Source organism: Amycolatopsis sp. MEPSY49, assembly GCF_051337345.1.
Taxonomy (GTDB): domain Bacteria; phylum Actinomycetota; class Actinomycetes; order Mycobacteriales; family Pseudonocardiaceae; genus Amycolatopsis.
The window spans coordinates 222,489-235,301 of record NZ_JBDLYJ010000007.1; the positions used below are offsets into that span (position 1 = coordinate 222,489).

The 12,813-nt window shown below is 71.0% G+C and carries 12 protein-coding genes; 2 read left to right on the forward strand and 10 right to left on the reverse strand.

What is annotated here, in order from left to right:
- Positions 1-27: 27 nt before the first annotated feature.
- The 6 genes from ABFJ78_RS29830 to ABFJ78_RS29855 form a co-directional block, all read right to left on the reverse strand.
- A complete protein-coding gene (locus tag ABFJ78_RS29830) occupies positions 28-1,023 on the reverse strand; it encodes a hypothetical protein (protein ID WP_436389889.1) in 996 nt (331 codons plus the stop codon).
- 77 nt (positions 1,024-1,100) lie between these two features.
- Entirely contained in the window at positions 1,101-2,255 is a 1,155-nt protein-coding gene (locus tag ABFJ78_RS29835) for a sensor histidine kinase (RefSeq protein WP_436390159.1), read from the reverse strand.
- 21 nt (positions 2,256-2,276) lie between these two features.
- On the reverse strand, positions 2,277-2,666 hold the full coding sequence (locus ABFJ78_RS29840; RefSeq protein WP_436389890.1) for a DUF1707 SHOCT-like domain-containing protein: 390 nt from the start codon (positions 2,664-2,666) through the stop codon (positions 2,277-2,279).
- 7 nt (positions 2,667-2,673) lie between these two features.
- Positions 2,674-3,216: a DUF1707 SHOCT-like domain-containing protein gene (locus ABFJ78_RS29845; RefSeq protein ID WP_436389891.1), complete on the reverse strand. Its 543-nt coding sequence runs from the start codon at positions 3,214-3,216 to the stop codon at positions 2,674-2,676.
- 58 nt (positions 3,217-3,274) lie between these two features.
- The gene (locus tag ABFJ78_RS29850; protein WP_436389892.1) at positions 3,275-5,068 is read right to left on the reverse strand and encodes an acetyl/propionyl/methylcrotonyl-CoA carboxylase subunit alpha; all 1,794 of its coding nucleotides are present in this window, start codon (positions 5,066-5,068) and stop codon (positions 3,275-3,277) included.
- A gap of 106 nt (positions 5,069-5,174) precedes the next feature.
- The gene (locus ABFJ78_RS29855) at positions 5,175-5,450 is read right to left on the reverse strand and encodes an SAV_915 family protein (protein ID WP_086673790.1); all 276 of its coding nucleotides are present in this window, start codon (positions 5,448-5,450) and stop codon (positions 5,175-5,177) included.
- A gap of 130 nt (positions 5,451-5,580) precedes the next feature.
- On the opposite strand from ABFJ78_RS29855, the gene ABFJ78_RS29860 reads away from it, so the two are divergent.
- On the forward strand, positions 5,581-6,306 hold the full coding sequence (locus ABFJ78_RS29860; protein WP_436389893.1) for a hypothetical protein: 726 nt from the start codon (positions 5,581-5,583) through the stop codon (positions 6,304-6,306).
- 75 nt (positions 6,307-6,381) lie between these two features.
- Here ABFJ78_RS29860 and ABFJ78_RS29865 read toward each other — a convergent pair whose 3' ends face one another.
- Positions 6,382-7,734 (reverse strand): dicarboxylate/amino acid:cation symporter, encoded by a 1,353-nt coding sequence (locus ABFJ78_RS29865; RefSeq protein WP_436389894.1) that lies wholly within the window; start codon positions 7,732-7,734, stop codon positions 6,382-6,384.
- Between the two features lie 99 nt (positions 7,735-7,833).
- Complete coding sequence (locus tag ABFJ78_RS29870; protein ID WP_436389895.1) at positions 7,834-8,463, reverse strand: Maf family protein; 630 nt, start codon at positions 8,461-8,463, stop codon at positions 7,834-7,836.
- A gap of 118 nt (positions 8,464-8,581) precedes the next feature.
- Here ABFJ78_RS29870 and ABFJ78_RS29875 point away from each other — a divergent pair, with 118 nt between their 5' ends.
- Positions 8,582-10,429, forward strand: a complete 1,848-nt coding sequence (locus ABFJ78_RS29875; RefSeq protein ID WP_436389896.1) for a glycoside hydrolase family 3 protein — start codon at positions 8,582-8,584, stop codon at positions 10,427-10,429.
- Positions 10,430-10,491: 62 nt separating this feature from the next.
- On the opposite strand, the gene ABFJ78_RS29880 is transcribed toward ABFJ78_RS29875, so the two are convergent.
- Together ABFJ78_RS29880 and ABFJ78_RS29885 are read right to left on the reverse strand one after the other, a co-directional pair.
- Entirely contained in the window at positions 10,492-12,105 is a 1,614-nt protein-coding gene (locus ABFJ78_RS29880) for a DHA2 family efflux MFS transporter permease subunit (RefSeq protein WP_436389897.1), read from the reverse strand.
- Positions 12,086-12,715: a PadR family transcriptional regulator gene (locus ABFJ78_RS29885; protein ID WP_436389898.1), complete on the reverse strand. Its 630-nt coding sequence runs from the start codon at positions 12,713-12,715 to the stop codon at positions 12,086-12,088. The genes ABFJ78_RS29880 and ABFJ78_RS29885 overlap by 20 nt, the downstream gene beginning before the upstream one ends.
- Between the last annotated feature and the right edge of the window lie 98 nt (positions 12,716-12,813).

Sequence of the window (12,813 nt, forward strand, 5' to 3'; positions counted from 1 at the left end):
GCTCCCGGCCCGGTGATCAAGCCGGTTTCACGGCGTCAGGCGCCAGATGACCGGCACCCCGCTGCTCGGGGTCAGGTCGTTCGACGCGTAGCCCGCGAGCGTGCCGTCGTCGGCCGCGACCTCCGGCCTGAACCGCGAATAGCCGCTCGGGCCCTGCACGACGCCCGGGACCGTGCCGCGCCACACCACTCCGTTGCCGTAGATCTGCGGCTCCGAGGGCGTCGGCACCAGGCCCGCGGTCAACCCGGCCTTGTTGATGCTCGTGGCGATCCCGCCGCCCTCCAGGCCGACCCACCCGTCCGGCGCCGACCACCGGGCCGCCTGTCCTGTGCGCCACCCGACGACGATCCCGTTGCGGATCGCGGACCCTTGGGCCTGTGCCGACGGGCTCGGCGACAGGTACCGGACGACGCCGTCCTTCCACAGTGCCGAGCCGGTGCCCGAGTCCAGCAGGATCGTGCCGTCGTCGTCCAGGTCGCGCGGGTTCGCGAGGTCCCCCGTCTCCGGGATGACCACCGGCGCGCTGCCGTCGGCCCGCCACAGGACGATGGCGCTGCCCACCCTGGGCTGGTAGGCCTCGCCCAGCACGTCGCCGCGCGTGTTGATCGCGACGCCGGTGACCTCCTGGTAGCCCGCCGGGTTGTCCTTGATGTGGTAGCCCGACGCGTCCAGGGTGTACGTCCGGCTGACCATGCTCTCGTAGTCGTGGATCGTGCCCACGACTACGCCCGAGTCGTTCTCGTCGTTGGCGTCCACCCGCTCGAACCCGCTCGGTACGCCGCGCAGGATCGGCTGGCCGTTGCGCCAGCTCACGACCTGCGTCACGCCGTTGATCGTGAACGTGCCGGTGTACTCGCCCTTCCCGTCCGTCCCGGTCAGGTTCCCCGCGCCCGCGCCGGGCGGCAGCGGCAGCACCGTCGGCCGCCACGGGATCCGGACCGCCGCGTCCGCCGGGGCACCCAGTGCGGTGACGGCGATCGCCACCGTGGCGAGCACTCCCGCCCGCATCCACGTCTTGTTCATTGCGTCCCCTTTCCCCCGGACCTGCGTGCTCTCCACGTCCGGAGGCGGGAACCGGTTGTCCGGCGAACGGAGCAATCTCAGAGCGCGGGGACCTGGGCACTCACCGCAGTGCCGTCGCCGGGGGTGCTCTCCACCGAGAGTGTGCCCGCGACCCGCTGGACGCGCCGGCGCATGGCCTCCAGGCCGAAGCCCGTGCCGTCGCCGCGGTCGCCCGGGCGGAAACCGACGCCGTCGTCGACGACGTCGAGCAGGACCAGATCGTCCGAATAGGACAGGGTGACCCCGATCCGGGACGCGCGAGCGTGCTTCTCCGCGTTCGCCAGCGCTTCCTGGGCGACGCGGTAGAGCGTCACCTCCAGCTCGGGCAGCAGGGGCCGGGTCTCGCCGGTCGTCTCGACGCGGACCGCGACGCCGGACGTTTCGGCGACGCGGGCGGCCAGCTCGGAAAGCGCTTCCGGCAGCTGGGCCGCGTCGAGGGGTTCCGGCCGCAGTGCCTGGACCGCGCGACGCGCTTCGCCGAGGCTGTCGCGGGCCAGTTCCCGCACCCGCGCCAAGCGCCGGTCGCGGTCGGGGCCCTCGGCGGCCTGCAGCTGCGTGACGATCCCGGTCAGGCCCTGGGCGAGCGTGTCGTGGATTTCACGCGCCAGCCGCTGCCGTTCGTCGAGCACGCCCGCTTCCCGCGCCCGCGCCACCAGTTGCGCGTGCAGGCTCGCGTTCTCCGCCAACGCGGCTTCCAGCCGGACGTTGGCCTTCCGCCGCTGCTCGCTCTCCACCCCGACGAACCACGCCGCGTACAGCAGCGGCCCGGCCATCGACAGGACCAGCACCCAGGTCGGGCTGGGCGAATCCGAGTTCGCGGCCAGCAGCGGCAGCGTCGCCGTCGCGGCCACCGCGAAGAACCCCCACCTCGCCGGAAAGAGCACGAAGGCGAGCGGATATCCGAAGGACGCGAAGCCCATGAACGTGTCGTCGCGCGCCACGAGCACCGTCGCCGCCGCGAGCACCCCGGCGTAGTAGCCCGCGGCGAGCCACGGGTGCGCCCGCCGGTGCGGGAACAGCGGGACCAGCAGCGGCACCCACACCGCCGTCAGCACGACGACGGCCAGCGTGACGCCCCGGATCCCGGGCCCCCAGACCACGCACGCGGCGAGCGCGGCCAGGCCGACCCCGGTGAAGATCGGGCCCGCCAGCCGTTCGCCTCGGGCGTCCAGCGCGCCCGGAACCACGCCCATCACGGGCCGATTCTCGCAGGCTCAGCGCCGCCTGCGGGCCCCCGCGAGCATCGCGATCACCAGCGGCAGCGCGACCGAGACGATCAGCAGCCGGCCGCGGGACAGGATGAGCACCACGATCGCCAGGACGATCGCGATCGGAACCGCGCCGCGCTGCAGGAAGGTGACCAGCGGGCTGTCGCCGGACATCACCGGCACCTGGGGCGCGGTGGCCCCGTTGAGCAGGGCGCTCGGGCGCGGCGACGGCAGGTCGTCGAACAGCGGGACGAGCTCGCTGACCCGTTTGGCCGCGGTGACCTTCGCGGAGCGGGTCCCGTACTCGTCGATGTCGAGGCGCCCGCTGCGGACGTGCTCTTCGAGGACGTCCAGGGCGTCCTGGCGTTCGGCGTCGCTCAACCGCATGTCGCTCACGGCGGGCTCAGCGGTCCAGGCCACGCCGGTGGTCGCGGAACGAGTCGCGCAGCTCGCGCCGGCGCTCCCGGTCGCGCAGGTGCCGGTCGTGGCGGTCGCGGTGGTTCTGGTCGTGGTTCCAGTCGTGGCCCCACATCGACTTGCCGAGCACGGTCAGCCCGATCGGGACGAAGATGATCGGCCAGGCCAGCGTGCCCGTGGCGATCAGCGCGATCGCGGCGATGAAGGCCAGCGGCACGATCGCGGCGAGGAACCGCTGCGGCGGCGACCAGTTGTCGGGTGTCCCCGGCCGCGCCGGCACGGGCGCGGCGGCCGGCTCGGGCGCCGCGACGGCCTGGGGGACGTCCTCGTACTGGGGGTGCGGCGCGGGCAGGTCCGCGAAGATCTCGACGAGCTCGCCGCGCGTCTTGGCCGCGGTGATCCGCGCCGAGCGCTCGCCGTACTCGTCGATGTCGATCCGCCCCGCGCTCATGTGCTCACCGAGCGCGGACAGCGCGGACTCGCGGTTCTGGTCGCTGATCCGCAGCTGCGGAGACGGGACTTCGGTCACGTAGTCGATGGTAGGCCGCCTCGGGGGCGGCCCACCACGACATCTGTAACGAACTGTCCTACTTGATCTCGAGAAGCTGCGTGCCCTGCGTCACGGCGGCGCCGACCTCGACCGCCAGGCCGGTGATCGTGCCCGCCTTGTGTGCGGTGACCGGATTTTCCATCTTCATCGCCTCGAGGACGACGATCAGCTCGCCGGCTTCGACGCTCTGGCCCTCTTCGACGGCGACCTTGACGATGGTGCCCTGCATCGGCGCGGTGACGGCGTCACCGCTCACGGCCGCCTTGCCGCCGCCGGCGCGCTTGCGCGGCTTCGCCTTGACGGCGGTACCGCCCCCGCCGCCGCCTTCGAGCGCGAACCCGCCCGGCAGCGAGACCTCGAGCCGGCGTCCACCGACCTCGACGACGACGTTCTGCCGCGGCGACTCTTCGGGCGTCTCGACGTCCGGCGCGACGAACGGCTCGATCTGGTTGTCGAACTCCGTCTCGATCCAGCGCGTGTGCACGCTGAAGCCGTTCTCGTCGCCGATGAACGCGGGGTCGTCGACGATCACGCGGTCGAACGGCAGCACCGTCGCCATGCCCTCGACGACCATCTCGGCCAGCGCGCGGCGGCTGCGCTCCAGGGCGTTGTTCCGGTCCGAGCCGGTGACGATCAGCTTCGCCAGCATCGAGTCGAACTGGCCGCCGATCACGCTGCCGGACTCGACACCGGAGTCGACGCGCACGCCCGGCCCGCTCGGCGCGACGAACTTCGTCACCGTGCCCGGGGCGGGGAGGAAGCCGCGGCCGGCGTCCTCGCCGTTGATGCGGAACTCGATCGAGTGGCCGCGCGGCTCGGGGTCCTCGGTGATCCGCAGCTTCTCGCCGCGCGCGATGCGGAACATCTCGCGCACCAGGTCGAGCCCGGTGGTTTCCTCCGAAACCGGGTGCTCGACCTGCAGCCGCGTGTTGACCTCGAGGAAGGAGATGGTGCCGTCGGTCGCGACCAGGTACTCGACCGTGCCGGCGCCGTAGTAGCCGGCTTCCTTGCAGATCGCCTTCGCGGACTCGTGGATGCGCTTGCGCTGCTCGTCGCTCAGGAACGGCGCGGGCGCCTCCTCGACGAGCTTCTGGTGGCGGCGCTGCAGCGAGCAGTCGCGGGTGCCGACGACGATCGCGGTGCCGTGCATGTCCGCCAGGACCTGGGCCTCGACGTGCCGCGGCTTGTCGAGGTAGCGCTCGACGAAGCACTCGCCGCGGCCGAACGCGGCGACCGCCTCACGCGTGGCCGACTCGAACAGCTCGGGGATCTCTTCGCGGGTGCGCGCGACCTTCAGGCCGCGGCCACCACCGCCGAACGCGGCCTTGATGGCCACCGGCAGGCCGTGCTCGTCGGCGAACGCCACGATCTCCTCGGCGTCCTTGACCGGCTCCTTCGTGCCCGGCACCAGCGGCGCGCCCGCGCGCATCGCGATGTGGCGCGCGGTGACCTTGTCGCCGAGGTCGCGGATGGCCTGCGGGCTCGGCCCGATCCAGGTCAGCCCGGCGTCGAGGACGGCCTGGGCGAAGTCCGCGTTCTCGGAGAGGAAGCCGTAGCCCGGGTGCACCGAGTCGGCGCCCGCGCGCTTGGCGGCGTCGAGGAGCTTGTCGAAGTTCAGGTAGCTCTCGGCGGCTGTCGTGCCGCCGAGCGCGAACGCCTCGTCGGCCAGGCGCACGTGCGGTGCGTCGCGGTCCGGGTCGGCGTACACCGCGACGCTGGCCAAGCCGGCGTCCTTGGCGGCTCTGATCACGCGTACCGCGATCTCGCCCCGGTTGGCGACCAGGATCTTGGTCACCGGACCACCGGTCGATTCGCCGACCTGCTCGGCCACCCCGCACCTCCTGCGTCCCGACAGCTGCATTGCTGACCGCTTTCGCGGTACGGGGAAGTCTACGGATATGCCGTCGGGAGTCCCTTGAGTGAGAGCTGAACCACGCTCAGACGTGGTGGCGCAGCTCCTGGGGCAGCGGCGAGTCGAGCACGATGACGTCGTAGGGGTTCGCCGCGTGCACCTTCGGCAGGTGCTCGGTGTTCACCAGCACCCACGGCTGGTGCTCGCCGCAGCAGTCGATCAGCCGGTCCAGCGCGGTGAACGCGACCAGCGCGGTGCGGCCGTCGGGTGTGCGGCGCAGCTCGATCGACGCGCCCTCGGTCTCGGCGCTGGCCGGGCCGGTCGGCAGGTACAGGGCGGGGGGAAGATTCGGGTTGGTCACCCGGACAACATAGACGGACACGCTGCGTCAAGCCGGGTTGACCTGGTGGGGTGCCCGGCCGGGGGATTTCGGCCACACCCCGCCGGGGCGCCGCCCACACACAGTCGCGAAGCGGCTTACGCTCTGTCTCATGCGGACTTCGGCAGCGCGGACGCCTCGGTCGGCGTTGCTCACCGCGGTGCTGGCGGCGGTGGTGACGCTCGGCGCGATCGGCGCGGTGTTCCTGCTGCGCCCGCGGCCGGAGGCGCCGTCCGGCGCGGCCGAGCCCGCGGCGGCCCCGGCGCCCGCGGTGGTGACGTGCGGCGGCGGCCCGTGCCGCCAGCTCGCGGCCGTGACGGTCGGCGGGACGCCGGTCGTGCTGCTCGCCGACGCGGCGGGCGGGTCGGCGCGGGTGCGCGTCGGAGCCGAGCCGGGGACGGTGTTCGAGCTGACGATCGCCCAGCTGGGCGTGCGGCTGGACCAGAACTCGCTGCGCTGCATCGACGGCGCGGCGCCGACGTGCCTGGTCCGCGGCGACGTCGGCGACGAGGGCAAAGCGGCGTACGGCGAACTGCTCGTGGCGAGCGCGGGGGTGTGGCGCGCGCCGGGCAAGCCGTACTTCGCGGACGCGGGGACGTTGTCCCTCTACGACGTCACGGCCGACGGGCGCCCCGACGTGATCGTGGTCCGCCACGACTGCCGCGGCGCGGACTCGGGCACGGCCAAGTGCGACGCGGCCCCGGTGCTGGGCCAGGTGTACGACGTGACGGGCAAGTCGCTCGGCTGCACGCGCCGCTACACGTCCCCCTCGGACCTGCGCGGCTGGCCCGACATCCGCCTCACGCGCGCCGACCTCCGCACCTGCCCCACCTCCTGACCCAACCCCGAACTTTCCCCGTGAAAGTGTTGTGGAGGGCGGGGCTCCGGAACACTTTCACGGGGAAAGTGACGGTCAGGCGGGGGCCGGGGCGGTGTGGCGGGCCGCCGAGCCGTCGTCCGTCGTGAGCGGGCGGTCGGTGGGGGCGTTGAGGACTTCGTCGTCGAGGAGGCCTTCGCCGCGGGCCACGATCGTCGGGACCACGATCTGGCCGGCCACGTTCGTCGCGGTGCGCATCATGTCCATGATCGGGTTGACCGAGTAGATCAGCGCCAGGCCGATGGCCACCTGCTTGGCGTCGAGGCCGATGAACGACGTCGTCAGCGTGAACGCCGTCAGCCAGCCGGTGGTCCCGGCCGTCGCCAGGGCGCCGACCACGGCGACCACCACGATGCCGACGTACTGCCAGAAGTTCAGCGACACCCCGGCGATGTTCGCGACGAAGATCGCCGCGATCGCCGGGAAGACCGCCGCGCAGCCGTCCATCTTCGTCGCGCTGCCGAGCGGGGTCGCGAAGGCCGCGTACGCCGGCTGGACGCCGAGGTTCACCGCGGACTGGCGGGTCAGCGGCAGCGTCGCGGCCGAAGACTGCGAAGCGAACGCGAACTGGATCGCCGTGCCGGCCTTCGCGAAGAACTTCAGCGGGCTGACCTTCGCCACGAACTGCAGCAGGATCGGGTAGACGACGAACAGCACGAACAGGCAGCCGACGTAGACCGCGAGCGTCGTCGAGAACAGCGGGCGGAACAGCGCGTCGCCGTAGTTGGACACCGCCGCGCCGATCAGGCCGATGATGCCGATCGGGGCCAGCCGGACGATCCAGCCGAGGTAGCGCTGGATGATCTCGAACACGCTCGTCGTGAAGTCCACGAACGGCTTCGCCTTGTCACCCAGGCTGTACGCGGCCGCGCCGATCACCAGGGCGAGGAACAGCACCTGCAGCGTCTCGCCGTCGGCAAACGCTTTCACGAAGTTCTCCGGCAGCAGCCCGTTCACGAAGGCGCTCCACGAGCCCCAGTGGTCGACGCTGGCCGCGGCCTTGTCGGCGTTCTTGGCGGTCGCCGTGACGCCGCCGAGCCCGCCGGAGCCCGGGTTGAAGATCCGGCCGACCGCGATACCGATCAGCGACGCGATGAACGACGTGATCGCGAACCACAGGACCGTCTTGCCGCCGAGGCGGGCGGCGGTGCGGCCGCCGCCGAGCTTCCGCAGGCTGTTGATGCCGACCACGATCGCCGTGAAGACCAGCGGGATCACCGCGATCTGCAGCAGCGTGGTGAAGATGGTGCCGATCTGGTCGAGGAGATCGGTCAGCCAGCCGGCTTCGGTCTGCCGCGCGACGACGCCGAGCAGGGCGCCGACGACGAGGGAGCCGAGAACCGCGGCCGCGAACACCCGCGGCTTGGTGTATGTTCGTACGAAAGACACGGGGCTACTCCGGTGCTCGAAATTTCCTGTCTTGCCTCGTCAAAAGAACGTTAAGCAAGGCAGGACTCTTCCGGATCACCCGTTCGTGTGGCGTCCTTCTCAGGATGCGGGACGTCGCCAGAGATCCACGACACTCACGCCGACCTCGGCGAGCAGCCGGCGCGTCAGCGGCAGGCTGAGGCCGATGACGCTCGTGTGGCCGCCGTCGAGCCCATCGACGAACCAGCCGCCCAGGCCGTCGATCGTGAAGCCGCCGGCCACGTGCAGCGGCTCGCCGGTGGCGACGTAGGCGTCGATCTCCTCCGGGCTGGGCGTGCCGAACCGCACGGTGGTCGATTCCCAGCCGCTGGTCTCCTTCGCGCGCGTCCCGCCGTCGAGCCGGACGACCGCGTGCCCGGTGAGGAGTTCACCGGACGACCCCGCCATCGCGGCCCAGCGCTGCCGCGCGGTGTCCGGATCGGCCGGTTTGCCGACCATCCGCCCGCCGATGTGCAGCATCGAGTCGCAGGCGACGACGACGGCGTCCGGGTGGACCGCGGCGACCTGGTCGATGACCGCTTCGGCCTTGGCCGCGGCGAGAGCGGCGACCAGCTCCGACGGCGACGGGTCGGTCAGCGAAGCCGCGACGGCGTCCTCGTCGACGCCGGAGACGAACACGGCCGGGTCGAGGCCCGCGGAACGCAGGAGGGCGAGGCGGGCGGGGGACTGGGAGGCGAGGACGAACTGCACGGAGTGAACGTACCCGGGCGCCCGTCGTGACCGAATTGTGACCGGCGCCACTTCGCAACGGAGTTAGTTTGTTGTGGCTCGCAACATATGGGTCGATTGATCGTTTTCGGAGGGAACAATGCCGCTCCCCCGCGCCAAGAGATCGCTGCGCGCCACTGTCTTCGCCGCTCTCCTCCTGTCCGGCACCGCACTGGCACCGGCGGCCTCCGCCGCGGCCACGCCGCTTTACAAGAACCCGCACGCCCCGGTGTCCGCCCGCGTCAAAGACCTGATGTCGCGGATGACGCTCGACGACAAGATCGGGCAGATGACCGAGGCCGAGCGCCAGGCCGCCACGCCCGCCCAGGCCGCGACCGCCCGGCTCGGCTCCATCCTCTCCGGCGGCGGTTCGACGCCGACGCCGAACACGCCGGCCGGCTGGGCCGACATGATCGACGCGTACCAGCGGGCGGCGACGTCGACCGGCCTCGGGATCCCGATCGTCTACGGCGCCGACACCGTCCACGGCCACAACAACGTCTACGGCGCGACGGTCTTCCCGCACAACATCGGCCTCGGCGCGGCGAACGACCCCCGGCTGGTCGAGAAGATCGGCGCGGTCACCGCTTCCGAAGCCGCCGCCACCGGCGTGAAGTGGGGTTTCGCGCCGTGCCTCTGCGTCGCGCGTGACGACCGCTGGGGCCGCACGTACGAGTCCTTCGGCGAGATCCCGCGCAACGCCGTCGCGAACTCCGTGGTCATCGAAGGCCTGCAGGGCCGCTCGCTGTCGGACCGGTCGTCGATCATGGCGACGGCCAAGCACTTCATCGGCGACGGCGGCACGACCGGCGGCGTCGACCAGGGCAACACGCAGATCAGCCTCGACGAGCTGCGGCGCGTCCACCTCCCGCCGTTCCGGGCCGCGGTCGACCACGGCGTCGGCTCGGTGATGATCAGCTTCAACAGCTGGAACGGCGTCAAGGACCACGGCAACAAGTTCCTGATCACCGACCTGCTGAAGGGCGAGCTGCACTTCACGGGCTACGTGATTTCGGACTGGGACGGCATCAACCAGATCGACGGCCAGCCGGGGTTCACCGCGGCCGAGGTCAGCCAGGCCGTCAACGCCGGCATCGACATGGTGATGGTCCCCTACGACTACCAGAAGTTCATCGACACCCTGCGCGCGGAAGTCCAAAATGGACATGTTCCGCTGTCGCGCATCGACGACGCCAACCGGCGGATCCTCACGAAGAAGTTCCAGCTCGGCCTGTTCGAGCACCCGTACACCGACCGCTCGCTGCAGAAAGACTTCGGCAGCGCGGCGCACCGCGCGGTGGCGCGGCAGGCGGTGCGCGAGTCGCAGGTGCTGCTGAAGAACTCCGGGGTCCTGCCGCTGGCCAAGAAGAACAACAAGATCTTCGTGGCCGGGAAGAACGCGAACGACATGGGCAACCAGGCGGGCGGCTGGACGCTCACCTGGCAGGGCCAGAGCGGCGAGCGCGTCATCCCCGGTACGACGATCCTCGACGGCATCCGCTCGGACGCCGGGAAGGGCACGGAGGTGACCTATGACCGTGCGGGTAACGGAATCGACGCCAGCTTCAAGGTCGCAGTCGCCGTGGTGGGCGAAACGCCGTACGCCGAAGGGCAGGGAGACCGGCCGGGCGGACTCGGCCTCGACGCCGAAGACGTCGCCCTCATCGGCAAGCTGAAGGCCTCGGGCGTCCCGCTGGTCGTGGTGACGGTTTCCGGGCGGCCGCTGGACATTTCGGCGCAGCTGCCGTCCATCGACGGGCTCGTGGCCGCTTGGCTGCCGGGTTCGGAGGGCGCCGGCGTCGCCGACGTCCTGTACGGCGACTACAACCCCACCGGGAAACTCAGCTTCAGCTGGCCGAAGAGTTCCGCGCAGGAACCGATCAACGTCGGTGACGGCCAGCAGGCCCTGTTCCCGTACGGGTACGGCCTGTCCTACCGACGGCGCTAGAACCACCGCTCCCGCGGTCCGTGCGAGCCTCCGGTACCCGACCACCGGAGGCTCGCACGGTTTTATGCCGCGGCGGCCTCGGGCGCCGGCGCCGGGGCCTGCCAGCGCGGCTTCACCTGCCGCAGCACCGCGGCCGAGATGACCCCGAGCAGCAGCACCGCCATCGGGAGCAGCATCGTCACGCGGGCCGCGTCGGTCAGTCCACTGTGGACTGCCTCCGTGGCCAGCTTCCCGGCCTGCGCCGCGATTTCCGCGGGGAGACCCGGGATCGGCGCCGGGCCGCCGGCCGACCCGAACTCGCCGGTGCTCGCCGCCGCGTGAGCGATCCCCTCGGCGAACGGCGCCCGGTACTGCTCCGGCAACTGGGCGGCCGCCTTCGTCGCCTCGTCCGCGATCGACGAGCTCACCTGCGCCTGCAGCATCACGCCGATCGCGGCGCTGCCCAGCACGCCGCCGACCTGGCGCGAGGTGTTGAAAATGCCCGACGCCGTCCCGGCCAGCCGGGGCTCCACCGAACCCATCGTCATGTTGCTCATCGGCGAGAAGATGCAGCCGATCCCCAGGCCGCACACCAGCAGCGCCGGGACGAAGCTCCACGGGCTGCTGTCCGGCGACGCCTGGAGCGCGATGATCCCCAGCCCGGCCGCCAGCGCCGCGAGGCCGAACATCACCAGGTACTTGCCGTTGACCTTGTCGGACAGGTTCCCGACGAACGGCGCCACGATCCCGGACAGCAGCGACATCGGCGCGGTCAGCAGCCCGGCCATCGTCGGGGTCAGCCCGAGCACCGACTGGATGTAGATCACCAGCGGCAGGAACATGCCGGTCATCGCGAAGCCGACCGTCGTCGCCGTCAGCGTGCCCGCCGAGAAGTTGCGGTTCGCGAACACCTGCAGCGGCAGCAGCGGCTCGCGCTTGTTGTACCGCTGCCACACCACGAACGCGATCAGCAGCAGCACGCCGGCGCCGATGATCTCGAACACCGTGATTCCGCCGAAGACCGTGCCCCAGTCGTACTGCTGCCCGTTCTGGACGCCGAACACGATGCAGAGCAGGGCCGCGCTGGAGAGAATGATGCCCAGCAAGTCGAACGAGTGCGAGTGCTTCGGCTGCCAGTCCGGCACCAGGACCAGGGTCATCCCGATGGCGATCACGCCGATCGGCACGTTGACGTAGAAGATCCACTCCCAGCCGAAGTGGTCGACGAGCACGCCGCCGAGCAGCGGGCCGGTGATCGTCGCCAGGCCGGCGACGCCGCCCCACATGCCCATCGCCGGGCCGCGCTTGGCCGGCGGGAACAGGTGCGTGATGAACGCCAGCGTCTGCGGCGTCATCAGCGCGGCGCCGAGCCCCTGCACCGCGCGCGCCGCGATCAGCATTTCGACGTTGCCGGACAGCCCGCACCACAGCGACGCGCCGGTGAACACGACCAGCCCGGCGAGGAACACCCGCTTCGGGCCGAAGCGGTCGCCGAGCCGGCTGGTGAACAGCATCGGCACGGCGTAGGTGAGCAGGTAGACGCTGATCACCCAGACGACGGAGTTCAGCCCGGCGTTCAGTTCGCGCAGCATGGTCGGGATCGCGATCGACACGATCGTCGTGTCGAGCAGGATCATGAAGAAGCCGAGGCACAGCGCGCCGAGCGCCGCCCACGGGTTAGCTTGTCTTGCGTTCATCGTCGTCTTCCCCGGTGATGAGCTTCAGGATGGGTTCGTGGTGGTGGTCCTGGAACGGGATCCGCCCGGAGCGCAGGTCGTCGAGCAGCCGCTCGGTCCACTCGAGCTCGAACTTCCGGTGGTCGCACTGGTAGCGCCAGTCGAGCCAGTAGATCTCCGGCGTCCCGTCCCCGGTGAGGTGGTCGAGCACGGCCTGGTCGGCGGCCACGCCGGCGCGCAGCCGCGTGACGCGGTGCTCGAGTTCGAGCAGCGACGCTTCCCGGCCCAGCTCGTCGATGACGGCGAGCCCGGACAGGTAGGTGGGGTACTCCTTCGTGAGGTCCCCCAGGAGCTCGCGGCCGCGCTGGTTGAACTCGTCCAGGCCGGCCTGGGTCATGCCGTAGACGGTCCGTTCGGGCCGCCTGCCGTCGCGCTGCGTGTCGACGACTTCGATGAAGCCGTTGCGCTGCAGGCGTTCCACGGTGTGGTAGAGCGAGCCCGCCTTCACGTTGACCCGCGTGTCGACATACCGCTCGCGCATGAGCTGGGCCATTTCGTACGGGTGCATGGGCTTCTCGTGGAGCAGCTCCAGCACGGCGATGCCGAGCGGGGTCAGCTTGGCCGAGGCCATGATCGTTAGTCCCTTCGGATGACTCCAGGTCGGTTATTCCACGTGGACTATACGGCGCAGACTAGCCTCCGGTCCACGGTCATTCCTGTGACAGCCCG